The organism is Bradyrhizobium sp. 62B (genome assembly GCF_030272265.2).
Lineage (GTDB): Bacteria > Pseudomonadota > Alphaproteobacteria > Rhizobiales > Xanthobacteraceae > Bradyrhizobium.
On sequence record NZ_CP092841.2, the window covers coordinates 6,816,654 to 6,841,469 of the forward strand.

Annotated in this window: 30 protein-coding genes; 9 read left to right on the forward strand and 21 right to left on the reverse strand. The window is 66.1% G+C overall.

All coding sequences use genetic code 11. The features are described 5' to 3' along the window. Window positions 1-26: 26 nt before the first annotated feature. From ML401_RS32690 to ML401_RS32715, 6 genes are read right to left on the reverse strand one after another with little or no spacing between them, the layout of a single operon-like run. Window positions 27-902: an amidohydrolase gene (locus tag ML401_RS32690; RefSeq protein WP_285808138.1), complete on the reverse strand. Its 876-nt coding sequence runs from the start codon at window positions 900-902 to the stop codon at window positions 27-29. A gap of 12 nt (window positions 903-914) precedes the next feature. Then, the gene (locus ML401_RS32695) at window positions 915-1,310 is read right to left on the reverse strand and encodes a RidA family protein (RefSeq protein WP_194404686.1); all 396 of its coding nucleotides are present in this window, start codon (window positions 1,308-1,310) and stop codon (window positions 915-917) included. Window positions 1,311-1,335: 25 nt separating this feature from the next. After that, complete coding sequence (gene hpaH / locus ML401_RS32700; RefSeq protein ID WP_285808141.1) at window positions 1,336-2,139, reverse strand: 2-oxo-hept-4-ene-1,7-dioate hydratase; 804 nt, start codon at window positions 2,137-2,139, stop codon at window positions 1,336-1,338. Window positions 2,140-2,142: 3 nt separating this feature from the next. Then, the gene (locus ML401_RS32705; RefSeq protein WP_285808143.1) at window positions 2,143-3,003 is read right to left on the reverse strand and encodes a fumarylacetoacetate hydrolase family protein; all 861 of its coding nucleotides are present in this window, start codon (window positions 3,001-3,003) and stop codon (window positions 2,143-2,145) included. Window positions 3,004-3,056: 53 nt separating this feature from the next. Further along, on the reverse strand, window positions 3,057-3,674 hold the full coding sequence (locus ML401_RS32710; RefSeq protein ID WP_285808145.1) for a flavin reductase family protein: 618 nt from the start codon (window positions 3,672-3,674) through the stop codon (window positions 3,057-3,059). A 3-nt stretch (window positions 3,675-3,677) separates the two neighbouring features. Next, on the reverse strand, window positions 3,678-4,643 hold the full coding sequence (locus ML401_RS32715; RefSeq protein ID WP_285808147.1) for a tripartite tricarboxylate transporter substrate binding protein: 966 nt from the start codon (window positions 4,641-4,643) through the stop codon (window positions 3,678-3,680). 144 nt (window positions 4,644-4,787) lie between these two features. Here ML401_RS32715 and ML401_RS32720 point away from each other — a divergent pair, with 144 nt between their 5' ends. The 4 genes from ML401_RS32720 (at window position 4,788) to ML401_RS32735 (ending at window position 8,322) form a co-directional block, all read left to right on the forward strand. Next, window positions 4,788-5,588 carry an IclR family transcriptional regulator gene (locus ML401_RS32720; protein ID WP_212065197.1) on the forward strand — a complete coding sequence of 267 codons (801 nt, stop codon included), beginning with the start codon at window positions 4,788-4,790 and terminating at the stop codon, window positions 5,586-5,588. A gap of 79 nt (window positions 5,589-5,667) precedes the next feature. After that, window positions 5,668-6,963, forward strand: coding sequence for an O-acetylhomoserine aminocarboxypropyltransferase (locus ML401_RS32725; protein ID WP_212065196.1), 1,296 nt, complete (start codon window positions 5,668-5,670; stop codon window positions 6,961-6,963). Between the two features lie 4 nt (window positions 6,964-6,967). After that, complete coding sequence (locus ML401_RS32730; protein WP_285808154.1) at window positions 6,968-7,750, forward strand: alpha/beta fold hydrolase; 783 nt, start codon at window positions 6,968-6,970, stop codon at window positions 7,748-7,750. Window positions 7,751-7,818: 68 nt separating this feature from the next. Continuing rightward, entirely contained in the window at window positions 7,819-8,322 is a 504-nt protein-coding gene (locus ML401_RS32735; protein ID WP_211415684.1) for a DUF6496 domain-containing protein, read from the forward strand. On the opposite strand, the gene ML401_RS32740 is transcribed toward ML401_RS32735, so the two are convergent. Then, the gene (locus ML401_RS32740; RefSeq protein ID WP_194408469.1) at window positions 8,323-8,526 is read right to left on the reverse strand and encodes a hypothetical protein; all 204 of its coding nucleotides are present in this window, start codon (window positions 8,524-8,526) and stop codon (window positions 8,323-8,325) included. It abuts the gene before it with no gap. A gap of 393 nt (window positions 8,527-8,919) precedes the next feature. On the opposite strand from ML401_RS32740, the gene ML401_RS32745 reads away from it, so the two are divergent. Beyond that, on the forward strand, window positions 8,920-9,651 hold the full coding sequence (locus tag ML401_RS32745) for an SDR family NAD(P)-dependent oxidoreductase (protein WP_285808156.1): 732 nt from the start codon (window positions 8,920-8,922) through the stop codon (window positions 9,649-9,651). Window positions 9,652-9,836: 185 nt separating this feature from the next. Here ML401_RS32745 and ML401_RS32750 read toward each other — a convergent pair whose 3' ends face one another. The 9 genes from ML401_RS32750 to phnG are packed head-to-tail and all read right to left on the reverse strand — an operon-like array spanning window position 9,837 to window position 16,818. Next, complete coding sequence (locus ML401_RS32750) at window positions 9,837-10,448, reverse strand: pyridoxamine 5'-phosphate oxidase family protein (RefSeq protein ID WP_285808158.1); 612 nt, start codon at window positions 10,446-10,448, stop codon at window positions 9,837-9,839. A 22-nt stretch (window positions 10,449-10,470) separates the two neighbouring features. After that, a complete protein-coding gene (phnN, locus tag ML401_RS32755) occupies window positions 10,471-11,067 on the reverse strand; it encodes a phosphonate metabolism protein/1,5-bisphosphokinase (PRPP-forming) PhnN (protein ID WP_285808160.1) in 597 nt (198 codons plus the stop codon). Beyond that, the gene (locus ML401_RS32760) at window positions 11,064-12,218 is read right to left on the reverse strand and encodes an alpha-D-ribose 1-methylphosphonate 5-triphosphate diphosphatase (RefSeq protein ID WP_285808162.1); all 1,155 of its coding nucleotides are present in this window, start codon (window positions 12,216-12,218) and stop codon (window positions 11,064-11,066) included. Before ML401_RS32760 ends, phnN begins: the two co-directional genes overlap by 4 nt. Before the next feature lie 11 nt (window positions 12,219-12,229). Further along, window positions 12,230-12,928 carry a phosphonate C-P lyase system protein PhnL gene (gene phnL, locus ML401_RS32765; RefSeq protein ID WP_212065240.1) on the reverse strand — a complete coding sequence of 233 codons (699 nt, stop codon included), beginning with the start codon at window positions 12,926-12,928 and terminating at the stop codon, window positions 12,230-12,232. 22 nt (window positions 12,929-12,950) lie between these two features. Continuing rightward, the gene (gene phnK, locus ML401_RS32770) at window positions 12,951-13,748 is read right to left on the reverse strand and encodes a phosphonate C-P lyase system protein PhnK (RefSeq protein ID WP_285808164.1); all 798 of its coding nucleotides are present in this window, start codon (window positions 13,746-13,748) and stop codon (window positions 12,951-12,953) included. After that, window positions 13,741-14,637 (reverse strand): alpha-D-ribose 1-methylphosphonate 5-phosphate C-P-lyase PhnJ, encoded by an 897-nt coding sequence (locus ML401_RS32775; RefSeq protein WP_212065191.1) that lies wholly within the window; start codon window positions 14,635-14,637, stop codon window positions 13,741-13,743. The genes phnK and ML401_RS32775 overlap by 8 nt, the downstream gene beginning before the upstream one ends. Continuing rightward, window positions 14,634-15,737, reverse strand: a complete 1,104-nt coding sequence (locus ML401_RS32780; protein ID WP_285808167.1) for a carbon-phosphorus lyase complex subunit PhnI — start codon at window positions 15,735-15,737, stop codon at window positions 14,634-14,636. The genes ML401_RS32775 and ML401_RS32780 overlap by 4 nt, the downstream gene beginning before the upstream one ends. Window positions 15,738-15,740: 3 nt before the next feature. Next, the gene (gene phnH, locus ML401_RS32785) at window positions 15,741-16,349 is read right to left on the reverse strand and encodes a phosphonate C-P lyase system protein PhnH (RefSeq protein ID WP_285808169.1); all 609 of its coding nucleotides are present in this window, start codon (window positions 16,347-16,349) and stop codon (window positions 15,741-15,743) included. Window positions 16,350-16,353: 4 nt separating this feature from the next. Continuing rightward, entirely contained in the window at window positions 16,354-16,818 is a 465-nt protein-coding gene (phnG, locus tag ML401_RS32790) for a phosphonate C-P lyase system protein PhnG (protein ID WP_212065189.1), read from the reverse strand. Between the two features lie 120 nt (window positions 16,819-16,938). Between phnG and phnF the strand changes: the two genes are divergently transcribed. Continuing rightward, window positions 16,939-17,670, forward strand: coding sequence for a phosphonate metabolism transcriptional regulator PhnF (gene phnF, locus ML401_RS32795; RefSeq protein WP_211415673.1), 732 nt, complete (start codon window positions 16,939-16,941; stop codon window positions 17,668-17,670). Between the two features lie 172 nt (window positions 17,671-17,842). Here the strand turns inward: phnF and phnE (ML401_RS32800) are convergent, their stop codons facing one another. From phnE (ML401_RS32800) to phnC, 4 genes are all read right to left on the reverse strand, one after another. Further along, complete coding sequence (phnE, locus tag ML401_RS32800; RefSeq protein ID WP_285808173.1) at window positions 17,843-18,688, reverse strand: phosphonate ABC transporter, permease protein PhnE; 846 nt, start codon at window positions 18,686-18,688, stop codon at window positions 17,843-17,845. After that, window positions 18,685-19,569: a phosphonate ABC transporter, permease protein PhnE gene (phnE, locus tag ML401_RS32805; protein WP_285808175.1), complete on the reverse strand. Its 885-nt coding sequence runs from the start codon at window positions 19,567-19,569 to the stop codon at window positions 18,685-18,687. Before phnE (ML401_RS32805) ends, phnE (ML401_RS32800) begins: the two co-directional genes overlap by 4 nt. Window positions 19,570-19,639: 70 nt before the next feature. Then, window positions 19,640-20,575 (reverse strand): phosphonate ABC transporter substrate-binding protein, encoded by a 936-nt coding sequence (gene phnD / locus ML401_RS32810; protein WP_285808177.1) that lies wholly within the window; start codon window positions 20,573-20,575, stop codon window positions 19,640-19,642. Between the two features lie 59 nt (window positions 20,576-20,634). Further along, on the reverse strand, window positions 20,635-21,444 hold the full coding sequence (phnC, locus tag ML401_RS32815) for a phosphonate ABC transporter ATP-binding protein (RefSeq protein WP_194404708.1): 810 nt from the start codon (window positions 21,442-21,444) through the stop codon (window positions 20,635-20,637). Between the two features lie 172 nt (window positions 21,445-21,616). On the opposite strand from phnC, the gene ML401_RS32820 reads away from it, so the two are divergent. The 3 genes from ML401_RS32820 to ML401_RS32830 are packed head-to-tail and all read left to right on the forward strand — an operon-like array spanning window position 21,617 to window position 24,210. Then, the gene (locus ML401_RS32820) at window positions 21,617-22,276 is read left to right on the forward strand and encodes a chloramphenicol acetyltransferase (protein WP_285808179.1); all 660 of its coding nucleotides are present in this window, start codon (window positions 21,617-21,619) and stop codon (window positions 22,274-22,276) included. Beyond that, window positions 22,273-23,466 (forward strand): alpha-D-ribose 1-methylphosphonate 5-triphosphate diphosphatase, encoded by a 1,194-nt coding sequence (locus ML401_RS32825; RefSeq protein WP_285808181.1) that lies wholly within the window; start codon window positions 22,273-22,275, stop codon window positions 23,464-23,466. The genes ML401_RS32820 and ML401_RS32825 overlap by 4 nt, the downstream gene beginning before the upstream one ends. 18 nt (window positions 23,467-23,484) lie before the next feature. Further along, window positions 23,485-24,210 carry a DUF1045 domain-containing protein gene (locus ML401_RS32830; RefSeq protein ID WP_285808183.1) on the forward strand — a complete coding sequence of 242 codons (726 nt, stop codon included), beginning with the start codon at window positions 23,485-23,487 and terminating at the stop codon, window positions 24,208-24,210. Here ML401_RS32830 and ML401_RS32835 read toward each other — a convergent pair. Then, window positions 24,188-24,781: a hypothetical protein gene (locus ML401_RS32835; protein ID WP_249156566.1), complete on the reverse strand. Its 594-nt coding sequence runs from the start codon at window positions 24,779-24,781 to the stop codon at window positions 24,188-24,190. The two genes, ML401_RS32830 and ML401_RS32835, sit on opposite strands and share 23 nt — an antisense overlap. Window positions 24,782-24,816: the final 35 nt, after the last annotated feature.

Genomic DNA, 24,816 nt, shown 5'->3' on the forward strand with positions numbered 1-24,816 from the left:
TCCCCCGCTTGCGGGCCTCTGGGGCCCTAATCCGCAAACCCGAACAACTTCGCCGGATTGTGCACCAAGATCTTTTCCAGCTCGGCCTGGTCCGCGACGTAGCGGTACATCAGCTCGAGCAGGTCGGCATCGTTCGGTGGCTGCTTCACCGACACCGGATGCGGCCAGTCAGAGGCCCAGACGCAGCGATCGACAGCGGCCTCGATATAGGCGCGCGCGATCGGGATCACGTCGTCGTAGGGCGCGCCTGTCTTCGAGGTCTTTTCGCCGAGCGACAGCATCACCCAGAAATTGCCCTTGGCAAGCAGCTCCAGCATCTTGCCCAAATTCGGATCGTTCCTGCCGGCCTCGGGATCGGGGCGGGCCATGTGATCGATCAGCACGGGGACGTCGAGATTCTCGTATTTGGCGACGCTCGACATGATGCCGTCCTTCTCCGGCTGGATCTTGGCGTACCAGCCGAGTTCGCGGATGCGCGCGATGGCGCGGGCGAAATCGGCGTCCGACAGCACGGCGCCGAGTTCCTGACGGAAGCTGAAGCGCGCGCCGCGCACGCCGGCGTCATGCAGCTTGGCAAGATAAGCATCGTCCGCTTCCGCAAACACAAGCGCGTTGGCACAGCCGCGATAGTTCGGGCCCATCGCGGCCAAGCCGTCGAGCACGACGGCATGATCGGCGCCGTAGGTCGTGGTCTGCACGATGATGCCGCGCTCGATGCCGAGCGCCCTGTGCATGCGCAGCGCCGCTTCCCAGGTTGCGGTCGGCATCCGATAGGCCGCACCGGGGCGTTCCGGATATTTCTCGATCGGACCCAGCACGTGAAACTGGCTGTCGACGGTCTTCGGCGGCGGCGCCTTGCTGGGGCGGCGCGGGTTGGGATCGAACGGCAGATAGGTCGGCATGCCAAAACTCCTTCAGTCGATCACGGCGGTGAAGTCGCAACTGACCAGTGCGCCGCCATCCATATTGTCCATCGGCAGCGCGTGGCGCGCCGGGCGCGAATGCTCGTCCGGAAACATCTTCAGCCACTCGACATTGACGGGGCCGCGGTTGCCGCGGTCCTTCAGCCACACCGTCATCTTGATGATGTCGTCGGTGGTGCCGCCGGCGGCTTCCACCGTCGCCTTCATATGCGCGAACATATTGGCGCATTGGGCGTCGAGACTCTCCGGCATCGCGTTGGTCGCGGGATCGCGGCCGAGGATGACGCCCGACATCACGAGATTTCCGATGCGGCAGGCGTTCGGGATCGGGTTGACGTGCTTGAAGCCGCCGATGTGGATGCTCTTGCGCCGTTTTTGACTTGTCATTGTGCGCTCCCTCTTATGTGTTGGTTCAGACGAACTGGCACGACACTGAGCCGAACGGGCCGTAGTCGGCGTGGAACGTGTCGCCGCGCCGGATGTCGACGGGCCGCGTGAACGATCCCGCCAGCACGACCTCGCCAGCCCCGAGATGCTCGTCATGCGGCGCGAGACGGTTGGCGAGCCAGGCGATGCCGTTGGCGGGATGGTTGAGCACGCCGGCGGCAAGCCCGGTCTCCTCGACCTCGCCGTTGCGGAACAAGAGCGCGCCGATCCAGCGCAAATCCGCGTCCATCGGGCGGAACGGCCGGCCGCCGAGCACCAGCGCGGCATTGGCCGCATTGTCCGAGATCGTGTCCATGACCTTGCGCGTCTTGCCGGTCTCGGGGTCGACGCGGTGCATGCGCGTCTCCAGGATTTCCAGAGCCGGCGTGACGTAATCGGTGGCGTTGAGCACGTCGAAGATGGTGCAGTCGGGCCCCCGCAGCGGCGCCTTCAGCACGAAGGCGAGCTCGACCTCGATGCGCGGCGCATGGAAGCGATCGAACGGAACAGGCGTGGCATCGGCGTAGAACATGTCGGCGAACAGCACGCCGTAATCGGGCTCCGAGATGCCGACCGCGTTCTGCATCGCCTTGGAGGTCAGGCCGATCTTGTGGCCCTTGACGATGCGGCCGCGGCCGAGCTGGAGTTTCGTCCAGGCGCGCTGGACGGCGTAGGCATCCTCGATGCTGAAATCGGCATGCTCCTTCGTGAACATCGGGATCAGCGTCTTGGTCCGCTCGGCCTCGTCGAGGCGCGCGGCAAGGCGTTCGATCGTGGCGGCATCCAGCATGGTCTACTGTTCCGTCGCGACAATGTTGCTGAGCACACCGATGCGGCTCGACTCGACCTCGACGATGTCGCCGGCTTTCAGCCAACGCGGCGGATCGAAGCGCGCGCCGGCGCCGGTCGGCGTGCCCGTGACGATCAGGTCGCCGGGCTTCAGCGTCGCGAAGGCCGAGAGATAGGAGATCAGGAAGTCGAACGGGAACATCAGCCGCTCGGCCGTGTCCTGCTGCCGCACCTCGCCGTTGACGCGCGTGGTGATGTCGTGCGGTCCGCGCGGATCCAATTCGTCCGACGTGACGATCCACGGGCCGATGCTCCCGGAGCGATCGAAATTCTTGCCCTGCGTGACGTTGAACTTGCCGTGGCGCAGCCAGTCGCGGATCGTGCCCTCGTTGCACAGCGTCATGCCGAAGATGTGGGACCACGCATTCTCGCGCGGGATGTGCCGGCCGCCCTGCCCGATCACGATGACGAGCTCGCCTTCGTAGTCGAGCTGGTCCGACACTTTCGGCTTCTCCAACGGCTGGCCGGAGCCGGTCATCGAGGACATGCTGCGCACGAACAGGCTGGGATATTTGGGCAGGTCTGAATTGTCCTTATATTCGGCGTTGCGCTCGGCGTAATTGACGCCGATGCACCAGAGCTTCTCCGGCGCCAGCACCGGCGGCAGCAGCACGAGCTTGTCCAGCGCGTAGTCAGGCTTTTGTCCGGCGATGGCTTCCTGCGCATCGGCCAACCCATTGCCCGCGATCAGCGCCCTGACGTCCGAGAAGTCGCGGCCGATCCGCCTGGTCAGGTCGATCACGCCGCCGTCGACGGCCGCGCCGTAACGCGGCTCTCCGTCCACGAGATAGCTCAGGAGTCGCATTGTCATTCCTCCGATGATGTCGAGGCGTCCTGGCCGGTGACGGGCCTGCGCGCTCAGTCTTTCGATTTGGGAGTCTGGAACACCGTGTTCAGCGTCACGATCTCGCCGAGCCGGGCGTAGCGGGGGCCGCCGATGCGCGCGATGGGGTCGAGCGCTTTGGTTTCGACCTTGCCGTCATTCACGAGGCCGTCGCGGATGTGAAACATTACGACCTCGCCGACGATGAGCCGGCTCTTGGCGTCACCGAATTCCAGGCACTGCCGGAAACGGCATTCCATCGCGACCGGCGCAAGGCTAAGCCGCGGCACCTTGATCTGCTCGCTCGCGATCGTCTCGAGCCCGAGATGCGCGACCTCGCTGATCTCAGGCGGATGCTCGACCGACGAGTCGTGCAAGGCCTGCATCAGCGGGGTGTCGGCGATGTGGATGACGTATTCCTCGGTGTCGAGGATGTTGTGCGCGGTGTCCTTGTAGTCGGCGCCCTTGCGGCCGACGCTGATGGCGAGCATCGGCGGCTTCTGCGAGACGAAGGTGAAGGCGCTGAAGGGCGCGAGGTTGAGCACGCCCTTGGCTGACAGGCTCGTGACCCACGCGATCGGGCGCGGCACCACGATGCCGGTCATCAGTCGGTAGATGCGCTCCGCGCCGAGCTCGCCGGGATCGATCCGCATCGATCAATCCGCCCTGATGTTGGCCTTGCGCACGACCGGAATCCACTTGGCGTCCTCGCGCTCGAGATAGGCCTTGAATTCGTCCGGCGTCATCGGCGTGGCTTCGCCGCCGAGTTTTTCGAATTTGTCGACCACGGCGGGATCTCTGAGGATCGCGACCAGCGTCTCGTGCAGCTTGTCGATGACAGGCGCCGGCGTGCCCGCGGGCGCGAACAGGCCGGTGAAGGTCTGGCCGTCGAAGTCCTTGTAGCCGAGCTCGGCGAAGGTCGGCACATCCGGCAGCGACTTCAGGCGGTGCGGTGAGGTGACGGCGAGCGCGCGGAACAGGCCGGCCTTGATGTGCTGCAGGCTGACCGTGAGCTGGTCGAAGGCGAACTGCACCTGCCCGCCGAGCAGATCGTTGATCGCGGGCGCGTTGCCGCGGTAATGCGCGGTGACCCATTGCAGGCCGAGGTTCTCCTGCATCAGCTCGCTGAGCAGATGGTTGGTGGTGCCGGGACCGGGCGATGCCATCGTCAGCTTGCCGGGCTCGCGCTTGGCGAGCTCGATGAATTCCTTGAAAGTGTTGGCCTGCACCGACGGATGCACCTCGAGCACCAAGGGCGTCATCGAGATCGTCGAGATCGGCATGAAGTCCTTTTTCCAATGATAGGCTTCGCGCTTGTTGATCTCGGTCGCGAACAGCACCGGACCATTGGCGCCGACGAACAGCGTGTAGCCGTCGGGCGCCGATTTCGCGAAGGCTTCGCCCGCGATCATGCCGCCGGCGCCGGCCTTGTTCTCGATGATGAAGGGCTGGCCGAGCTTTTCCTGAAGCTTGTCGGCGACGATGCGCGCGGCGCTGTCGACATTGCCGCCGGCGGGATAAGGCACGATCAGCTTGACGCTGCGCGCCGGCCATTGCTGGGCCGACGCGGGCCCCGCCAGCATCGCGGCAGCGGCGGCTATGGCAATCCAGATTAATCTCATGTTAACCTCCCGGCAGCGCTTCCAATTCCACGTCGAATGCCGCTGGTGTCGCCCAACGAAAACGCGGACGGCATCTCGATCGCGGCGCAATCTCCAGATGCGCTCTTGTCCTGTCGAGTGAATTGTGGCGTTCTTGTCCATATTATGGACAAAACAAATTCCGCGAAAGCCGGCCGCGGCACGCTGGTACCGCGACAGGGCGCGCAGGCGATCCGGCGCGCCCTCGCCGTGCTGCGTATTCTTGCCGCAGGCCGCGAGGACGGCGTGCCATTGGCCGAGGTGATCCGGGCGACCGGTCTCACCCGCCCCACCGTGCATCGCATCGTCCACGTGCTGATCGAGGAAGGCATCGTCGAACGGCACGAGCGCAGCGGCCGTTACGCGATCGGCAACCAGGTGCCGGAACTGGCGCTGGCACGGCCGCGGCCGTCGCGGCTGCTGGTCGCCGCCAATCCTTCGCTGCGGCGCGCGTCCGCCGAGATCGGCGACACGCTGTTTCTGACGGTACGAACCGGCAACGATACGCTGTGCGTCGACCGCAGGATCGGCATCTATCCGATCCAGGTGCTGTCGATCGAGGTCGGCGCGCGCCGGCCGCTCGGCGTCTCCAGCGCGGGCGTCGCCATCCTCGCCGCGATGCCGGCGCAGGAGGCGCGAAAGATCGTCGCAGCCAACGAGAAGCGGTTCGAGGCTTACCGGACCGACACGGCGACGGTCCTCGGCGAGATCACCGCCGCGCGGCGGCTGGGATACGGCATGCGGGAGATCGGCCTCGTGCAGGGCACGAAGTCGATCTCGACCTGGATCAAGACCCCGGATGGGCGGCCGGCCGCGGCGATGACCGTCTCCGCGGTCCGGACGAGGCTCGGCCCGCGTCGCGAGCAGGAGGTGGTGGAGATCCTGCTGCGGGAGGCCAAGATCATCGAGCAGGCGATCGGGGGATAACCCGCGCTGTCAATGGCTGACGCCGCGCGCCGTTTTGTGGCAAAACGACCGCCTCGCGACCGACCCAACGAGGCCATGTATGCCCGCGCCGAAACCGCCTGCCTTCGAGACCCTGAGCCTGCATGCGGGCCAGCATCCGGATCCCGTGACCGGGGCCCGCGCGGTGCCGATCTACCAGACCACGTCCTACGTGTTCCAGGATTCCGATCACGCGGCCGCGCTGTTCAATCTGGAGCGTGCCGGCCACATCTATACGCGCATCTCCAATCCGACCACCGGCGTGCTGGAAGAGCGGCTCGCCGCGCTCGAAGGCGGCGTCGGCGCGATCTGCACCGCGAGCGGCATGGCCGCGCTGCATCTGGCGATCGCCACGCTGCTCAACGCCGGCGACCACATCGTGGCGTCGAGCTCGCTCTATGGCGGCACCATCAACCTGTTGGCGCACACGCTGCCGCGCTTCGGCATCACCACGACGTTTGTGAAGCCGCGCGATCTCGACGCATTCCGCAGCGCCATCAAGCCGAACACCAGGCTCGTGATCGGCGAGACCATCGGCAATCCCGGCCTCGAGGTGCTCGACATTCCCAAGGTCGCGCAGATCGCGCATGATGCCAAGATTCCGCTGCTGATCGACAACACCTTTGCCACCCCCTATCTCAGCCGTCCCATCGAGCTCGGCGCCGACATCGTCATGCATTCGGCGACCAAATGGATCGGCGGCCACGGCATCGCGATCGGCGGCGCGATCATCGACGGCGGCCGTTTCGACTGGCGCGCATCGGGCAAATTCGCCGTGCTGACCGAGCCCTATGGCGGCTATCACGGCATCGTCTTCGACGAGCAGTTCGGCACGGCGGCCTTCATCATGCGCGCGCGCACCGAAGGCCTGCGCGATTTCGGCGCCTGCCTGTCACCGACCAATGCGTTCCAGCTCTTGCAGGGCATCGAGACGCTGGGCGTGCGCATGGACCGCCACATGCAGAACACGCACCTCGTGCTGGAAGCCCTGAAGTCCAACAAGGCGGTCGACTGGGTGCTGCATCCCTCGCTGGAGACGCACACGGATTATCAGCTCGCCAAGCAGCTCCTGCCGCGCGGAGCGGGCTCGATCATCTCCTTCGGCATCAAGGGCGGACGGCCTGCAGGGCGCAAATTCATCGAGAGCCTGCGCATGATCAGCCATCTCGCCAATGTCGGCGACGCCAAGACGCTGGTGATCCACCCGGCCTCGACCACGCATCAGCAGATGGACGCCGAACAGCTCAAGGCCGCCGGCATCGGCGAGGAATTGGTGCGGCTCTCGGTCGGCATCGAGACCGCGAGCGACATCATCGACGATCTCGCGCAGGCGCTGCGCATCTCGCAGAAGGTCTGACACCATGAAGCTCTCCGTCAACGGCCTCGAGGTGTTCGCCGCCACCGGCGGCCGCGACTTCGACAAGTCGCTGCCCGCGGTCGTCTTCATCCATGGCGCCGGCTTCGACCATTCGACCTGGGCGCTGCACACGCGCTGGTTCGCCCATCACGGCTTTGCCGTGCTCGCGCCTGACCTTCCCGGGCACGGCCGTTCGGCCGGCCCCTCGCTCGGCAGCATCGCCGAGATGGCGGACTGGACCGCGGCGCTGCTCGATGCTGCAGGCGCCGCGAAGGCACATCTGATCGGCCATTCCATGGGATCGCTGATCTCGCTGGAGACCGCCGCGCGTCATCCCGACAAGGTCTCAGCGCTGAGCCTGATCGGCACCGCCGCGACCATGATGGTGGGCCCGGATCTCCTGAAGGCCGCCGAAGCCAATTCGCAGGATGCCAACGACATGGTGTCGATCTGGGGCCTCGGCTTCAACGCCGAGCTCGGCGGCAGCCTTGCGCCGGGCCTGTGGATGCATGGCGGCGCGCAGGCCGTGTTGAAAGCTTGCGAGCCGGGTGTGCTGTTCAGGGATCTGTCGGCCTGCAACGCCTATGCGAATGCGCTTGCCGCCGCCGCGACGGTCAAGGTACCGACGACGCTGATCCTCGGCGAGCGGGACATGATGACGCCGGCGAAGGCAGGCAAGGCGCTTGCCGCCGCGATTCCGCATGCAAAAACCGTCGTGGTGCCGGGCGCCGGCCACATGATCATGGCCGAGCGCCCTGACGAACTGCTGGCGGCCTTACGGAGCTGAAAAGGATCAATCGATCCTCTCGCGCGTTGCGGTGAGACATCCCTGTACATGTTGAGGGAACTCACCCCATGCCAAGACAAGAAGTGATCCGCAAAGCGAAGCAGGACAAGCGCGCGGGCAAATCGGCCAGCACGCAGGCCGGCGAATTCGTCAAGGACGAGATCGACAGGATCCGCAAGGGCAAGCACGGCGCCCGCTCGACGAAACAGGCCATCGCGATCGGTCTCTCCGAAGCACGCCGGGCCGGCGTCGACCTGCCGCCTCCGCGCAAGGGAAAAGCCAAAAAGTCGACGCGCCGCAGCGCCAAATATGCCTACGAGGTCGGCCAGGGCAAACGCACGCCGAAGCGTAGGCCGCGTGTGTCCCGCGCCGTCGAAGGCGTGTTGAAGAAGGAGCCGCGCTCGACCGCGTCGCGGAGCGCGCTGTCGAAGCAAAGCAAGCGTGCCGCGAGCCGGCGAAGCGCCGCGTCGCGTTCGGCGGCCGCGCGCAAGGCCAGCCATACCAAGGGTGCCAAGGTCCGCTCGACCGCCGCAAAGAAGGCTGCACGCACCAGGGCGCGCCGCCGCAGCTGATCAACTGAGACGCCGGCCCCGCTCGGAGAGCACCGCGCGTGCGGCGCGTTCAGCCTCCCGCGCCGAGCGGAACTGGCGGCCTTCGAGACTGTCGAACAGCCGCTCGGAGGAGAAAAAGCGGAAGCCGCGCTGGTCTCTGGTGACGATGCCGGCGGCGCGGTCGTGGATCTCGATGATGTAGGCGTTCGATTGGGCTTGGGACATGACTGCTCGCTCGCCGAGGTCCCGGCGTTCCTGTTTTGAGATTTGTCGTGTGGGCTGTTGCTGGAAGGCGATCAGCAACAACAACAGGCGCCGGTGGCCGCCGAGAAACAGCGCCGCGTCATGCACGCATGCATGTCGTTCGGATTGCGCTGCTGACCGGTTCTCATATGGCGGCTTCGGCTCGAGGAGCAGTTTCTATGCTGCGACTATCGAGCGATCGGCGCGATTGGTCAATGAAATGGCTATCCATATTTGCGATGACGGCGCTGGAGCGCTTCTCCTGCGGCAAGCACCGGCAACTGGATTCATCTCGCGATGAGTTCAACGCGGGGACGCAGTCGTTATGATAGGATTCCAGCAGCCTACAGAACAGAAGAACCGGGAGGTCCAGCGATGACGCATGATTTGAAAGGACGCACCGCGCTCGTGACCGGCGGCTCGCGCGGGATTGGCGCTGCCGTCTGTCGCGCGCTGGCCGCATCAGGCGCGGCGGTGGCGATCAACTGCCGCGAACAGATCGGCCAAGCCGAGCAGCTTGCAGGCGAGATCGTCAAGCAGGGCGGCCGCGCCATCGTCGTTGCCGCCGACGTCTCGCAAGCCGGGGCCGTGGCCGGCTTGGTCGAACGCGTGACAGGCGGGCTCGGACCGATCGACATCCTCGTCAACAACGCCGGCATCGCCATCACGCGCGGCATCGAGGATCTCACCGAGGAGGATTTCGACCGAACGATCCTGGTCAATCTGAAATCCGGCTTCCTGTGCACGCAGGCGGTGCTGCCCTCGATGCGCGCGCGGAAATGGGGCCGCATCGTCAACATCTCCTCGGGCGCAGCGCGCGGCGCTGGCTCTATCGGACCGCACTACAATGCATCCAAGGCCGGCATGGAGGGCTTGACGCGAGGCTATGCGGCGCGGCTGGTGAAGGACGGCATCACCGTCAATGCGGTGGCGCCATCGCTGATCGAGACCGACATGATGAGCGGCCAGCCCCAGCTCGTCAGCCGCATCCCGCTCGGCCGCTTCGGAACGGCGGACGAGGTGGCCAAGGCGGTGATGCTGCTGGTGGACAATGCCTATATGACCGGACAGACGATCGCGCTGAGCGGCGGTATGGCGTTCAATTGAGGGGCGAAGCGGCAATCTCCACTTTCCTTCTCCCCTTGTGGGAGAAGGTGGCGCGAAGAGCCGGATGAGGGGTATCTCTCCACGAACTCGATCGCGAGAGATGCGCGAATGGAGAGATACCCCTCACCCGTCTCGCCGCTATTGCGTCGAGCCACCCTCTCCCGCAAGGGGAGAGGGTAAGACAGTCACCACATCGTAGCAGCTGCGCGCTCGGGCCAGATCCGATCATATTCGTCGCCGCCGACCTTGTTGTCGCTCATCTCGGCGAGAATCTGACCGGGCGTCGGCAGGGTCTTGGGATCAACGCGCTTGTCGGGATTCCAGAGGTCGGAGCGGACGATGGCGCGGGCGCATTGGAAGTAGATTTCGTCGACCTTCATCACCATGACGCTGCGCGGCGCCTTGCCCTCGACCTTGAACGAGGCCAAGAGCTCGGGATCGATCGAGAGATGGGCGCGGCCGTTGACACGGGTCGCGTTGCCGGAGCCGGGGATCAGGAACATCAGCGACACCCTTGGGTCGCGCACGATGTTGCGCAAGGAATCGACCCGGTTGTTGCCGCGGCGATCCGGCAGCATCAACGTCTTGGGATCATGGATGCGGACGAAGCCGGGCAGATCGCCGCGCGGCGAGCAATCGATGCCTTCGGGCCCGATGGTGGCGAGCGCGGCGAACGGCGCCTTCTCGATGAAGATCCGGTAGAGCGGGGTGACGTGGTCGGCGACTTTCACGGTCGAGGCGTCATTGGTGACGCCGTAGATGGCTTCCAGTTGCTCGACCGTCGTGATCACCGTCATTCCGTTCTCCTGGTTGCAGTGGCTATTCCTGCCGGCCTTGGTTCCTGATGACGCTCACGAGCTCGCGGCTGTGATGGTCCGCGCTGCCGGCGTTGAGGATCGTGACATCGGCCTGCGCCGAGGCGTCATCGACGCTGCGGGTGAGACGCTCCGCGATGTCGCCATCGCTCTGCCGCGCGCGCGCGGCAAGCCGCGCGGCCAGGACCTCCGGCGGGGCCGTGATCGCGACCACCACGACATCGGCGTAGGCCCGGCGCAAGGCGCCAAGCACGGTGCGCGAGACGTTGGCGACGACCGTGCGGCCGGCACGGATATCGTCGTTGATCTCGCGCGGCAGTGCGTAGGAATGCCCATGCGCGTCCCAGTGCACGGCGAAATCGCCGTGTTCGCGCGCACGGCGGAATTCGTCCGGGCTGACTGCGATATTGTCTTCATCGGCCGACGAGGCACGCGTCACGACACGGCGCGGAAAGACGATGTCGCGATCACCGGCGCAGGCCGCCTGCGCGAGCCGCAGCAACGTGTCCTTGCCGGCGCCGCTGGGGCCGACCACGAGCACGAGCCGGCCGGGGCCGATCGCCCCCGCCTCGCCCTGCGCCGTGGCCGCGATCTGGCTCATGCGACGCGGTGTCCCTCGCGCCAGACGCTGCGGACGACGGGAACGTGGCCGGCGACGTGCACGCGGATCAGATCTGCGCGCTTGCCGGCCGCGACCTCGCCGCGGTCGGTGAGGCCAACCGCCTCGGCGGGCGCCTTCGTCACTGTGCGGACCGCCGCCGGAAGGCTGATCGCCGGCACATGCTCGGGCAGATGCAGCGCGGCCATCAGCAGGCTGGACGGGATGTAGTCCGACGAGAGGATATCGAGCAGGCCTTCGCGGGCGAGATCGACCGCGGCGATGTTGCCGGAATGCGAGCCGCCGCGCACGACGTTCGGCGCGCCCATCAGGATGTCGATGCCTGCCTCGTGCAGGCCGCGCGCGGCCTCCAGCGTGGTCGGGAATTCGGCGACCGAGACGCGATCACGCACGGCATCCGCGACGTTCTCCTCGGTGGTGTCGTCGTGGCTGGCCAGCGGGATGTTGTACTGATGCGCCAGCGCGACGATCTCGCGCATGTTGGCGGCGGCGTATTGCTTCTGATATTCGAAGCGCTTTGCGAACAGCTCATCGAGCTCGGCATCGGTCTTGCCGCCGTTCTTGCCACGGTAATAGTCGCGCAGCTTGCCTTCGTCGCGGAACTGGCGCTGGCCGGGGGTGTGATCCATCAGCGACATCAGCTTGACGTCGGGACGGTCGATCAGCTCCCTGGCCTCCTCGACCACGCTCGGCATCGGGATCTCGCAGCGCAGATGCAGGAAATGGTCGGCGCGCAGCAGGCTGGCCTCGCGCGCGGTCGTGATCGCGGCGGCCAGCACGCCGGCACGGCCGTCCACCTCCTCGGCGCCGTCCTCGCGCCAGACCCGGAGCGAATCGAACACGGTGGTGATGCCTGACGTGGCGAGCTGGCCGTCATAGGAGATCACGGCCGCGACCGGATTCCAGAACACCTTTGGCCGCGGCACGTAATGGGCTTCGAGATGGTCGGTGTGGAGCTCGATCAGGCCCGGCATGATGAGGTCGCCGCCGGCATCCTCCGCTCCTGCTGGCGCTGTCCCATCGCCGATCTCGGCAATGCGGCCATTGGCAAGGGCGAGCCAGCCTTGCTCGATCACCCGGTCCGCCAGCACGATCCTGGCATTGGCGATCACGATGTCCTTCGGGGCGTTCATGTCCATGTCCTTCAGGCGGCGGCGGCAAAGCTGGTGACGTCGACGATACGGTCGGCAATCAAATGGCGGATTTCGTCGTCATGGACAATGGCGACCATGGCAACACCTTGGCGTTTCTTTTCAGCGACCAGTTCGACCACCACAGCGCGGTTGGCGGCATCGAGCGAGGCGGTAGGCTCGTCGAGCAGCAGGATCGGCAGGTCCGAGATGAAGCCGCGCGCGATGTTGACGCGCTGCTGCTCGCCGCCGGAGAAGGTCGCGGGCGGAAGCTGCCACAACCGCTCCGGGATGTTGAGGCGACGCAGCAGCTCGCCGGCGCGGGCCTGCGCATCGGCGCGGGCCATGCCGTTCACGATCAGCGGCTCGGCGACGACGTCGATGGTGGACACCCGCGGCACCGCTCGCAGGAACTGGCTGACATAGCCGATGGTGGCACGGCGGACGTTGAGCACCTGGCGCGGCTCGGCGCTGGCGAGATCGATCAGCGCGCCGCGATGGCGGATGCCGATGCGGCCGCTATCGCAGCGGTAATTGCCGAAGATCATCTTCAGGATCGACGACTTGCCGGCGCCCGATGGCCCCGAGAGCACGACGCACTCGCCGGGATTGACCTGGAAGGTCACGCCGCGCACGACCGGCAGCTCGATGCCGCCTTGCAGGTGCATCGTGAAGGTCTTGTTGGCATCGGCGATGTCGATCATGGCGGTCATTGCAATGCTCATATCGAAAGGCTCATGGCGGCAGAATCGAGGAGACGAGGAGCTGGGTATAGGGCTCGCGGGGATCGTCGAGCACCTGGTCGGTGAGACCGGTCTCAATGACGCGGCCGCCCTTCATCACCATCACGCGATGCGACAAGAGGCGCGCGACCGCGAGATCGTGGGTGACGATGATGACGGCGAGGTTCAGCTCGGCGACGAGGCTGCGCAGGAGATCGAGCAGGCGGGCCTGCACCGACACATCGAGTCCGCCGGTCGGCTCGTCCATGAACACCAGCCTCGGCCCGGTGACGAGGTTGCGCGCGATCTGGAGCCGCTGGCGCATGCCGCCGGAATAGGTGCGCGGCGCATCGTCGATGCGCGCAGTGTCGATCTCGACGCGGGTGAGCCAGTCCGACGCGGTGTCGCGAATGCGGCCGTAGTGGTTCCAGCCCACCGCCATTAACCGCTCGCCGACATTGGCGCCGGCCGAGACAGCCATGCGCAGTCCCTGCGCCGGATCCTGGTGAACGAAACCCCAATCGGTGCGGAACAGGAAGCGCCGCTCGGCCTCGCCCAGCGTGGCGAGATCGCGCGCGACACCGTCGCGCATTCGGTAGGAGACGTGGCCGGCACTGGCGGCGAGCTGACCCGACAGCAGCTGCAGCAGCGTCGACTTGCCCGAGCCGGATTCGCCGACGATCGCCAGCACCTCGCCGGGATAGAGCGAGAACGAGACGTCGCGGCACGCGGCGATGCGGCCGAAGGACTTGCTGAGCGACGTCGCGACCAGCAACGGCTCGTCGATCTCGTGCAGGTCTGGATCAGCCATTCGACGCCTCCCGCGCTTTCTCCTTGTACGGCGCGGCACTCAGGCTGCCGTGATGGCCGGCGGCCTGACGGCCCTCGCAATAATCGGTGTCCGAGCAGACGAACATGCGCCCACCCTTGTCGTCGGTGACGATCTCGTCGAGATAGGAATTCTCGGCCGCGCACAGCGCGCAGGGCGCGTTGAAGCGATAGGGCTCGAACGGGTGATCCTCGAAATCGAGCGACACCACTTGCGTATAGGGCGGAATCGCGTAGATGCGCTTCTCGCGGCCGGCGCCGAACAATTGCAGCGCCGGGCAATTGTCCATCTTGGGATTGTCGAATTTCGGCGTCGGCGAGGGATCCATCACATAGCGCGCGTTCACCTTCACCGGATAGGCATAGGCGGTCGCGATGTGGCCGAAGCGGGCGATGTCCTCATAGAGCTTCACATGCATCAGGCCGTATTCGGCGAGCGCATGCATGCGCCGCGTCTCGGTCTCGCGCGGCTCGAGGAAGCGCAGCGGCTCAGGGATCGGCACTTGGTAGACCAGCACCTGGTTTTCGCCGAGCGCTGCTTCGGGGATGCGGTGACGGGTCTGGATCACGGTCGCCTCTTCCGTCGCCGTGGTGGTGGCAACGCCGGCGGTCTTGGCGAAGAATTTGCGGATGGAGATCGCGTTGGTGGTGTCGTCGGAGCCCTGGTCGATCACCTTCAGCACGTCGGAAGGACCGAGGATCGCCGCCGTGACCTGCACGCCGCCGGTGCCCCAGCCATAGGGCATCGGCATCTCGCGGCTGGCGAACGGCACCTGATAGCCGGGGATCGCGATCGCCTTCAGGATCGCGCGGCGGATCATCCGCTTGGTCTGCTCGTCGAGATAGGCGAAATTATAGGCCGGCGCGTTCATTCCGCGGCCTCCTTCATGGCAGCGGGCGTCTGGGCATCGGCAAATTCTTTCCGCAGCTTGCGCAGCAGACCGAGCTCGGACTGGAAGTCGACATAATGCGGCAGCTTGAGATGCTCGACGAAGCCGGTCGCCTGGACGTTGTCCGAATGCGACATCACGAACTCCTCGTCCTGCGCCGGGGCGCGCACATCCTCGCCGAGCTCGCGGGCACGCAGCGCGCGGTCGACCAGCGCCATCGACATGGTCTTGCGCTCGCTCTGGCCGAAGGCGAGGCCATAGCCGCGGGTGAAGCACGGCGCTTCGGTCGCCGAGCCCTTGAACTGGTTGACCATCTGGCACTCGGTCAGCTCGATCGCGCCGAGCGGCACGGCGAAGCCGGCGTCTTCCGCGAAAAATTCCACCTCGACCTCGCCGAAGCGGATCTCGCCGGCGAAGGGATGGTTGCGGCCATAGCCGCGCTGGGTGGAATAGCCCATCGCCAGCAGGAATCCTTCGTCGCCGCGCGCGAGGTTTTGCAGGCGCAGATCGCGGTCGGCGGGAAAATTCAGCGGCTCGCGGGTGAGATCGCCGACGCCGGCGCCGTCCTCGGCCTGCGGCGAGGATTCGATCAGCCCGTCGCGGCCGAGAATGTCGGTCACGCGCGGCGTCGGCGCGGTGGAGGCTTCGGCCGTGGCCGGAGCCTCCGGCGCAAATCCTTGCGCGAGCGAGGGATCGAGCAGGCGGTGGGTGTAGTCGAAAGTCGGCCCAAGGATCTGGCCACCCGGGATGTCCTTGAAGGTCGAGGACACCCGCCGCTGCACGCGCATCGCGCCGGTATCGACCGGCTCGCTCGCACCGAAGCGCGGCAGCGTGGCGCGGAAAGCGCGGACCAGGAAGATCGCCTCGATCAGATCGCCGCGTGCCTGCTTGATCGCGAGCGCCGCGAGCTCGCGGTCGTAGAGCGAGCCTTCGCTCATGACGCGGTCCACGGCGAGGCCGAGCTGCTCGGAGATCTGGTCGAGCGAAACCTCCGCAACGTCCTGGTCGCCGCGCCGCTTATGGGCGAGCAGGCGATGGGCATTCTCGATGGCGCGTTCGCCGCCTTTGACTGCGACATACATGCTTCAGCTTCCTTTGCTCACGACGCGAATGGTGCGGGGGATCGCGACCACCGAGTCATCGGCGACCAGCACCACGTCGATGCCGCGCGGAAACAACGGCGCGTTGAATCGCAGGCGCTCGAACAGGTCGAACGGCTTGATCGAGGCCTGCAATGTCGCGGCGCCGTCGATGCCGGGACCACGCAGCTCGAAGCTGCGGCCTGCGTTGAGGCTCTCGACCTGGAGGATGACCGTGGTCGAGCGATCCGGATATTCGCTGGTGCCGAGCGCGAATCGCTCGAGCGGAGGAAGCACCGCGCCGTCACTGATCAGCGCAAAACTCGCGATGGAAGAATCCTGCACCATCGGCGCACCGGTGTGGAATTTCAGCCATTTCACGACGTCCAGACTCTCAGCCATCCGCGCATCGAGCCAGAGCGGCGTATCGTGATCGAACAGCGTCAGCGCGATCGCGGCGGTGCCGCGCATCATCGTTTCGGGCGCCCCCGCTCCCGGCACGATGCGCTGGACCGAGCCGGGCCGCGCCATCGCGTCCATGACGGAGCGAAAAGTCGATTGCGCCGACAGCACCCTGTCGGCGAACCCCGGCGGCAATTCCGCAATCGTGGTCATGATCTCACCCCTCACCGCGCACCATGGTGTAGAAATCAACCTTCGTCGCAGCGGTCTCGGCCGCTGCCTGCTGGCGCCTGACCATGAGCTGCTCCCGCAGCGGCGCGATCACGTCGCGCTCCACGGCGCCGCCGAAATCACGGGATTGCACCAGCGCATCGCACAGCGCGATCAGCCGCGCCTTTTGACCGTCGCGCCCGAGCGTGTAGCCGAAGCCGACCTCGCCGCTCGCAAGCCGCACCGCCGCGCGCGACACCGTGGCTTCGCCGAGATTGAAGGGCGCGCCGTCACCGCCGACCCGGCCGCGCAGCATGACGAGGCCGTTTTCGGGCGCGCGCAGGTCTTGATGGGCCGGCAGGCCCAAATCGCGGAGACGGGCGGCGATCTCGCCCGCCTCCGCGTGCGCCAGCACGGCCATCGCGGCCTTGCGCTGGGCTTGCTGGTTGTTGTGCTGGGTCACCCGATCCACCGAACCTTTTGACAGAACTTGCCGCGCCGAAGTTGTCTATGATAATAGACAACTTCATACGGGAGCGCCATGACTGTTTCGTGACAAGAGCGTGATTTCTGGGCTAGGCTGACCGGCGATATGAGCATGCAAGACACCGCATCGTCCGGCGTTGCGCTGTGGCGCCTCGTTGCCGACGGCATCGAGCGCGGCATCGCCGACGGCCGCTTTGCGGCCGGCGACAAATTGCCGGGCGAGATGGAGATCGCCGAAAGCTATCGCGTGAACCGCCATACCGTGCGACGCGCACTGGCGGCCCTCGCCGAGCGCGGCCTGGTGCGCGCCGAGCGCGGCAGCGGAACCTATGTCGAAGCGCAGAAGCTCGCCTATCCCCTGCGCTCGCGCACCCGTTTCTCGGAGATCGTCGGCGCCGGCGGCCGCGAGCCGCGCGGCCAGTTGATCGAGGCCTCCGACGATGTCGCGACCCGCGAGCTGGCGCGCGAGCTGGGCCTGAAGGCCGGCGCGCCGCTGGTGCGCATCGAGGCGATCCGCCTCGCGGATCGCACGCCGATCTGTGTCTCGACCACCTGGCTCTCGGCCGAGCTGTTTCCCGGCGCGGGCGCCGTGTTCGCAGCGACGCGATCGATGACGAAGCTGCTGGCGCATTACGGCGTGCGCGACTATCGCCGCGGCGCGACCCGGATCACCGCCGGCATCGTGGACGCCACAGACGCGGCACGGCTGGATCTGGCGCTAGGACGCCCGATCCTGGTGGTGGACGCGACCGACCACGATCTCCAGGGCAAGCCGCTGATGACGAAGCACTCGCGGTTCGCGGCCGAGCGGGTGGAGTTTCTGGTGGAGAACGGGTGACGTGACCGCTTCTTCCCCTCTCCCCTTGTGGGAGAGGGTGGCTCGCCGCAGTTGCGGCGAGACGGGTGAGGGGTTCTCTCCGTGAGCGAATCTCTCGCGCCGAACTTGCGGAGACAGACCCCTCATCCGGCGCTTCGCGCCACCTTCTCCCACAAGGGGAGAAGGAAAGAACTCAGGCCACCGCCCTGCGCCCGATGATCGCAAAGCGCAGCTTGCCTGAGATGAAATCGATCGCGGCGACGGCGACCAGGATCATCAGGATCAGGAACGACACTTTCTGCCATTCCAGCACGCGGATCTGCTCGGCGAGCTGGAGGCCGATACCGCCGGCGCCGACGATGCCGATGATGGTGGCCGAGCGCGTGTTGGATTCGATGAAATACAGCACCTGGCCGGCGATGACAGGCATCACCTGCGGCAGCAGGCCGAAGCGGATCTCGTGCAGCGGGCTGCCGCCGGAGGCGCGGATGCCCTCGACCTGCTTCTGGTCGGAGCCTTCGATCGCCTCCGAGAACAGCTTGCCGAACGCTCCGAAATCCGACACGGCGATGGCGAGCACGCCGGCGAACGGGCCGAGCCCGACGACGTTGATCCACACCAGCGCCCAGATCAGCGTGTCGACGCCGCGGATCGAATCGAGAAAACGACGGACCGGAAAGCGCAGGATGTTCGACGGCACCACGTTGCGCGCCGCCAGCAGGCTGACCGGCAACGCGAAGATTGCGGCGAGCGTCGTCCCCAGCAGCGCGATCGACAGCGTCTCGCCGAGCGCTTTCAGATAGATCGGCAGCGAGGAGCCGGGATCAGGCGGGATCATCATCACCGTGATCCAGCCGAGCTGGCTGAGACCCGCGAAGAATCGCGACGGCGAGAAGTCGAGATCGACGAGGCCGTAAACGAGCACCGCAAAGGCCGCGACGATCATCGCGGGTATGGCGAGCCGCGCCGAGGCGGGCCGGTCGAATACGTCAGGATAGCGCGCGCGAAGCGCCCGCGGATCGACCTCGTGCGGCGTCACGTCCGCGCCTCCTTGCCGAACAGGCGGCCGCGCAGCCAGCCGGTGGTGATGTCGATGATGAAAACCGCGATGATGATGGTAAGCAGGATGGCGCTGACGTCCGAATAATAGAATTTGCGGATGGCAACGACGAGCTCCTGGCCGATGCCGCCGGCACCGACGAACCCCATGACGGAGGCTTCGCGGACGTTGATCTCGAAGCGCAGCAGTGCGTAGCTGGCATAGCCCGCCGTCACCTGCGGCACCACCGCGAAGCGCATGCAGGACAACCAGCTGGCGCCGGTGGAGCGGATGCCCTCGACCGGCCTCATGTCGGCGTTCTCGACGATCTCCGAGAACAGCTTTCCGAGCGCGCCGGTCGAATGGATCGCGATCGCGAGCACGCCGGCCATCGGACCGAGCCCAAAGGCGATCACGAACACCAGCGCGAAGACGATGCCGGGGACGGTGCGGGCGAATTCGAGCAGGCGCCGGACGAAGAAGCGCAGCCAGGGCGCGGGCGAGGTGTTCTCGGCCGCGAAGAAGTTGAGGCAAAATGCGACAGTCGCGCCGATCAGCGTGCCGACATAGGAGATCAGCAGGGTCTCGCCCAGCATCTTCAGCCATTTGCGCCAGCCCCACAGCCACTCGCCGACATCGGTCCAGACGCGCTGGCCGCTGTCGAGCGTGAGGATGCGGTCGAAATAGCTGACGAAATTGCCGAAATAGGTGAACAGCGTACGCAGATTCACTTCCGCGCCGATCGCGGCGAGAACCAGCGCCGCGCCGAAGACCACGATTCCCAGCAGCAGGCGGAGCCGCTTGCGCCCGACCGCCCGGCGATAGGCGGCGTCGAGCACGGCGAGCTGCTGGGCGGGGAGGATCGAAACCGCTGTCGTCATCGGCTTGAGATGGTCCCGTCAAAGAAAGAGCCGGGTCCAGGGACCCGGCTCAGGTGCGTTGTCCCGATACTCAGGACGCCTTCTTCTTGCGCAGCGCGTCGACGAACTTGATCAGCTCGATCGTGCCATCCCAGTCCTTGGTGGTGGCGTGGTTGAACCCCTTCTTCTGGCCGTCCTGGAGGCGATCGAACGCCGCCTTGTCCTTCGCCGGCGCATCGAAGAACGCCTTCGCGATGGCCGCCTTGGCGTCATCAGGCAGGTCGGAATTGTAGGCGTAGGGACCGTTGATGATGGGTGCGGACTTGTGGATGATCCGGAAGTCGTCCTTCTTCATCGCCGAGCCGTCGGCATTCTTCAGCATGCCCTTGGTCAGCATCTGCGCCAGCGTCGAATCGTCGTCGGTGGTCCACTGGTTGGCCGCGACGTCGACCGTTCCTTGCGACAGGGCCAGCATCGCGTTCTCGTGGCTGCCGGTGAAGACGACCTTGCTGAAATAGCCCTCGGCATCGTGGATGCCCATCTTGTCGAGTTCGAAGCGCGGCACGTTGTTGCCGGAGGTCGAGTTGGGATCGACGAGGCCGAGGTTCTTGCCCTTGAGGTCGTCGATTTTCTTGTAGGCGCTGTTCGCCTTGACGAAGAACACGGAATAGTAACCGGTGGAGCCGTCGGCGTTGATGTCGTTGGCGAAGGCGTCGGTCTTGACGCCGGTCAGGCGGGCACGCGCGAACGAGGCCGAGCCGTAGCTGGCGATGTGGATGTTGCCGGCGCGCTGGCCTTCGATGACAGCGGCGTAGTCATTGGCGATGCGCAGCGTGACCTTCACGCCCAGCTCCTTCGAAAGGTAGCCCATGAACGGCGCCCAACGCTCGGTGACGCCGGAAGCGTTCTCGGCCGGGACGACGGCGAAGGTCAGCTCGGGATATTTGGCCTTCCAGTCGTCGGCGGAGGCGGAGGCCGTGAACGCAAGCGCGGCGGCGCCGGCGAGAACCAGTCTGCGAGTGATCATGTTACCCTCTTCATCGGTTGGGGTCGGTTGACGCAAAGATTTGCAACTAAACGAATGGATCAGGCGGCCGCGGCCGTTCCGAGCGCGGGCACGCCAGCGGGCGCTGGCACGGGCATCGCGCCCATGACGTCGGCGGCTTCGAGATCGTAGAGCTCGCGGGCGACGTGGTCGGTCAGCGCGGACGGCGCGCCGTCGAACACCACGCGCCCCTGCGCCATGCCGATCAGGCGGTCGCAATAGCTGCGCGCCAGATCGAGCGAATGCAGGTTGCAGAGCACCGTGATGCCGAAATGCTTGTTGATGCGCAGCAGCGCATCCATCACGATCTTGGTGTTGCGCGGATCGAGCGAGGCGATCGGCTCGTCTGCAAGGATGATGTCGGGCTGCTGTACCAGCGCACGGGCGATCGCGACGCGCTGCTGCTGCCCCCCGGAGAGCTGGTCGGCGCGCTGCGCGGCGAGCGAAGCGATGTCGAACTGCTCGAGCGCCGACATCGCCAGCGCCTTGTCCTGCTCCGGCCAGGTTTGCGACAACGAGCGCCAGGCCGGCATCGTCGCAAGCCGCCCCATCAGGACATTGGTGAGGACATCGAGCCGGCCGACCAGGTTGAACTGCTGGAAGATCATCGCCGAGCGCGCCCGCCATTGCCGCAGCTCCTTGCCGCGCAGCGCGGTGACGTCGATGCCGTCGAACAAGATCCGTCCCTCGGTCGGCGTCACCAGGCGGTTGATGCTCCGCAGCAGGGTCGACTTGCCGGCGCCGGACCGTCCGATCACACCGACGAAGCCGCCGGGGGAGATTTGAAACGAGGCGTCGTCCACCGCGGCTTTCGCGCCGAAGCGACACGTCAGACCATCCACCACCAGCATGCAAGGCTCCAGATTAGCTGGGGCCCACCGCTAACGCCGGCGCTTAACACTTGTGTGACAGATGCGTTGCGATGCGGCGATCCTACACACCTCATCCCCTGTCATCGCCGCGTCATGACACCGTCATCAAGCCGCTCGAAGAGGAACGTCCGCCTCGCATTTCGGATTCACCATGGCCGCCAAAGCGCTTTCGGTCCTGCCGACCATCGATCCCTCGGCCAAGCTGCACGAGACCCGGCTCGGCGCCTACACCGAGGTCGGCGCGCGCACGATCCTGCTCGAGGTGGCGATGGGCGATTACTCCTATGTCGTGAACGACGCCCAGATCACCTACACCACCATCGGAAAGTTCTGCTCGATCGCGGCGATGACGCGGATCAATCCCGGCAATCATCCGATGCACCGCGCGACGCAGGCGCATTTCACCTATCGGTCCAGCGCCTATTTCGAAGGCGAGAGCGACGATGCCGATTTCTTCGACTGGCGGCGGCAGCATCACGTTCATATCGGCCACGACGTCTGGATCGGCCACGGCGCGATCGTGCTGCCCGGCCGCAACGTCGGCACCGGCGCGGTGATTGCGGCCGGCGCCATCGTCACCAAGGACGTTCCGGCCTACACCATCGTCGCGGGCAATCCGGCCCGCATCGTGCGCCGGCGATTTTCCGAGGAGATCGCCGGAAGGCTTGCGAGGCTCGCTTGGTGGAACTGGGATCACGACAAATTGCGTGAAGCGCTGCCCGATTTCCGCAAGCTCGGGATTGAAGATTTTCTCTCGACGTATGAAGCACAGGCAGCTTCCCCTGCAAGCAAGCAAAGCGCGGTCGCGTGACAGACATTTTCCTTGAAGGCGGCCGGGCCCTGGTCGGCACTGAAATCGTCGAAACGTCATTGGCGGTGTCCGGGCAGGACATCGCAGAAGTGGACGCCTCCCGCGGCCGGGCGCGGCTGGCGATCGATGCACGAGGCCTGCTGGTGCTGCCCGGCATCGTCGACCTTCACGGCGATGCCTTCGAGCGCCAGATGATGCCGCGCGCCGGCGTCGACTTCCCGATCGACGTCGCGCTCGCCGACAGCGACCGCCAGGCCATCAGTAACGGCATCACCACCGTATTTCACGCCGCGACCTGTTCGTGGGAGCCGGGCCTGCGCAGCAGCGACAATGCGCGCGGGCTGATGGAGGCGATCGAGCGGCAGCGCCCGCAATTCGCCGCCGACACCCGCTTCCATCTCAGGCACGAAACCTACAATCTCGAGGCCGAAGCCGAGATCGCGCAGTGGCTCATGGAAGGCCGCGTCGACCTGTTCGCCTTCAATGACCACATGGACGGCACGGTCGCCGACATGGCCAAGCCGCGCAAGCGCAACCGCATGGTCGAGCGCACCGGACTGTCGGGCGAGGAATTCGACCGGCTGGTCGAACGCGTGACGTCGCGCGCCGACGAGGTGCCCGCTTCGGTGTCGCGGCTGGCCGCCGCGGCCCGCGCGGCCGAGGTGCGGATGCTCTCGCACGATGACGCGACGCCGGCGATGCGCCGACAGTTTCGCGAGCTCGGCGCCGACATCGCGGAGTTTCCGATCAACGAGGAAACGGCGCGGGCGGCAGCGAGCCACGGCGACGCCATCGTCTACGGCGCACCGAACGTCGTGCGCGGCGGCAGCCACACCGGCTGGACCAGGGCATCCGACATGATCGCCAAGGGGCTCTGCTCGGTGCTGGCGTCGGACTATTATTATCCCGCACAGCTGCTCGCCGCGTTCCGCCTCGCCGCCGATGGCGTGCTGCCGCTGACGGAGGCCTGGAATCTGGTCTCCGCCGGGCCCGCACGCGCGACCGGCCTTGTCGATCGCGGTGTGCTCGCCGAAGGCCGCCGCGCCGACATCCTGCTGGTCGACGACAGCTTGCCGCTGCGGCCGGGGCTGATCGCGGGGATCTCGGGCGGCAAGCTCGTCCATCTCACCGATGCGACGCGGCTGCTCACCGCGGCAGCGACGCCGCGCGAGGCTGTCGGTGCGGCGTAAATTGGTTATGCTGAGGCAATGACAGGTTTTCCCCGCTACGCGATCTATTTTGCCGCCGGCAGCGATAGCGCCCTCTCCCGCTTCGGCGCCCAGTTGCTCGGCTATGATGCCTATACCGGCAGCGAACTGGCCTTTCCCACGGACGCAGTGCGCGTCGTGCCGGACTGGCGGGACGTCAGCGCCGATCCCCGCAAATACGGCTTCCACGGCACGCTGAAGGCTCCGATGGCGCTGGCATCAGGCAAGACCGAAGCCGAGCTGATGGCCGCCTGCGCGGCGTTCGCCGGCAAGGCGCGGCCCCTCCCCCTGATCCGGCCGGTCGTGGATGCCATCAGCGGCTTCATCGCCGTCATTCCGGCCGAGCCGGTCGATGCGCTGCAGCAGCTCGCCGCCGATTGCGTCCGCGAATTCGATTCCTTTCGCGCCGAGCTGACGGCGGAAGACCGCGCGCGGCGCAGACCCGACAAGCTGAACGAACGGCAGCGCGACCATCTCGACCGCTGGGGCTACCCTTACGTGATGCAAGACTTCCGCTTCCACATGACGCTGACCGGGCGGTTGGATGCGGAACGGCGCGGGCCGATCCTTCAGATGCTGCGAGCGCGGTTTGCAGCGCTGAAGATCGAGAAGCTCGAGATCGACCGCATCGCGCTGTTCAGGCAGGATGACGCGACAGCGCGGTTTCGCATCATCGGCGAGTGGCGATTGGCGCGAGTGGACCTCAGCGCCAGCTCACGAGATTGAAGGCGAGCGCCACCGCGCCAACCAGGACGAGGCTGGTCGCCCAGACTGCGTCAAGATTGAACCAGCTTCGCGAGACGAACCTCAACCCTAGATAACGGTAGACCAGCCACGCCAGACACCCGCCGGCGCTGACCATGGCGGCAACGTGCACCACGGACACCAGCACCGCCATCCCGAGATTTGCCTTCATCAGCTCGCCCGCCGCCTCGTGGCCGGCATCGAGCTCGAAGGCCCGGCAGAGCCCGAGATAGATCGGCACGAGCATCAGGGCGGCGCCGTGGGCAATGGCCACGGCAAATGACCAGAGCGCCAATTGCGTCGGCGGAATTCGTGCCAGCGCGCGCGGATGGCGCCGGTCGATCAGCCGATAGACGCCGAAGCCGATGACGAGAAGGCTCGCACCGATCTGGATCGGACGTTGCCACTCGGCCAGCACGAGCAGGAACGCGAATGGCAGCAGCACGAGAAATGTTGCCAGGAGATGCCCGGCCGCCAAGGCCCACAATGCACGGAAGAGCGCGCGCGGGCTCTTGTCCATGAGCCCGGCAGACACGGCGAGCGGCCATCCCATGCCCGGATTGATCCCGTGGTAGAGACCGCTCGCAG

Coding starts and splice junctions, on each gene's coding strand:
- hpaH (WP_285808141.1), bottom strand. CDS start 2,139: ATGCTGGATGCCGCCACGATCGAACGCCTTGCCGCGCGCCTCGACGAG.
- ML401_RS32830 (WP_285808183.1), top strand. CDS start 23,485: ATGACAGGTTTTCCCCGCTACGCGATCTATTTTGCCGCCGGCAGCGAT.
- ML401_RS32775 (WP_212065191.1), bottom strand. CDS start 14,637: ATGAACGCGCCGGCCTATAATTTCGCCTATCTCGACGAGCAGACCAAG.
- ML401_RS32740 (WP_194408469.1), bottom strand. CDS start 8,526: ATGTCCCAAGCCCAATCGAACGCCTACATCATCGAGATCCACGACCGC.
- phnC (WP_194404708.1), bottom strand. CDS start 21,444: ATGCTGGTGGTGGATGGTCTGACGTGTCGCTTCGGCGCGAAAGCCGCG.
- ML401_RS32705 (WP_285808143.1), bottom strand. CDS start 3,003: ATGCGACTCCTGAGCTATCTCGTGGACGGAGAGCCGCGTTACGGCGCG.
- phnL (WP_212065240.1), bottom strand. CDS start 12,928: ATGACCGCCATGATCGACATCGCCGATGCCAACAAGACCTTCACGATG.
- ML401_RS32730 (WP_285808154.1), top strand. CDS start 6,968: ATGAAGCTCTCCGTCAACGGCCTCGAGGTGTTCGCCGCCACCGGCGGC.
- ML401_RS32780 (WP_285808167.1), bottom strand. CDS start 15,737: ATGTATGTCGCAGTCAAAGGCGGCGAACGCGCCATCGAGAATGCCCAT.
- ML401_RS32690 (WP_285808138.1), bottom strand. CDS start 902: ATGCCGACCTATCTGCCGTTCGATCCCAACCCGCGCCGCCCCAGCAAG.
- ML401_RS32725 (WP_212065196.1), top strand. CDS start 5,668: ATGCCCGCGCCGAAACCGCCTGCCTTCGAGACCCTGAGCCTGCATGCG.
- phnH (WP_285808169.1), bottom strand. CDS start 16,349: ATGACCACGATTGCGGAATTGCCGCCGGGGTTCGCCGACAGGGTGCTG.
- ML401_RS32760 (WP_285808162.1), bottom strand. CDS start 12,218: ATGAACGCCCCGAAGGACATCGTGATCGCCAATGCCAGGATCGTGCTG.
- phnE (WP_285808175.1), bottom strand. CDS start 19,569: ATGACGACAGCGGTTTCGATCCTCCCCGCCCAGCAGCTCGCCGTGCTC.
- ML401_RS32735 (WP_211415684.1), top strand. CDS start 7,819: ATGCCAAGACAAGAAGTGATCCGCAAAGCGAAGCAGGACAAGCGCGCG.
- phnN (WP_285808160.1), bottom strand. CDS start 11,067: ATGAGCCAGATCGCGGCCACGGCGCAGGGCGAGGCGGGGGCGATCGGC.
- phnF (WP_211415673.1), top strand. CDS start 16,939: ATGAGCATGCAAGACACCGCATCGTCCGGCGTTGCGCTGTGGCGCCTC.
- ML401_RS32750 (WP_285808158.1), bottom strand. CDS start 10,448: ATGACGGTGATCACGACGGTCGAGCAACTGGAAGCCATCTACGGCGTC.
- ML401_RS32720 (WP_212065197.1), top strand. CDS start 4,788: ATGGACAAAACAAATTCCGCGAAAGCCGGCCGCGGCACGCTGGTACCG.
- ML401_RS32715 (WP_285808147.1), bottom strand. CDS start 4,643: ATGAGATTAATCTGGATTGCCATAGCCGCCGCTGCCGCGATGCTGGCG.
- ML401_RS32745 (WP_285808156.1), top strand. CDS start 8,920: ATGACGCATGATTTGAAAGGACGCACCGCGCTCGTGACCGGCGGCTCG.
- ML401_RS32695 (WP_194404686.1), bottom strand. CDS start 1,310: ATGACAAGTCAAAAACGGCGCAAGAGCATCCACATCGGCGGCTTCAAG.
- ML401_RS32820 (WP_285808179.1), top strand. CDS start 21,617: ATGGCCGCCAAAGCGCTTTCGGTCCTGCCGACCATCGATCCCTCGGCC.
- ML401_RS32835 (WP_249156566.1), bottom strand. CDS start 24,781: ATGGGATGGCCGCTCGCCGTGTCTGCCGGGCTCATGGACAAGAGCCCG.
- phnD (WP_285808177.1), bottom strand. CDS start 20,575: ATGATCACTCGCAGACTGGTTCTCGCCGGCGCCGCCGCGCTTGCGTTC.
- ML401_RS32710 (WP_285808145.1), bottom strand. CDS start 3,674: ATGCGGATCGATCCCGGCGAGCTCGGCGCGGAGCGCATCTACCGACTG.
- phnK (WP_285808164.1), bottom strand. CDS start 13,748: ATGGCTGATCCAGACCTGCACGAGATCGACGAGCCGTTGCTGGTCGCG.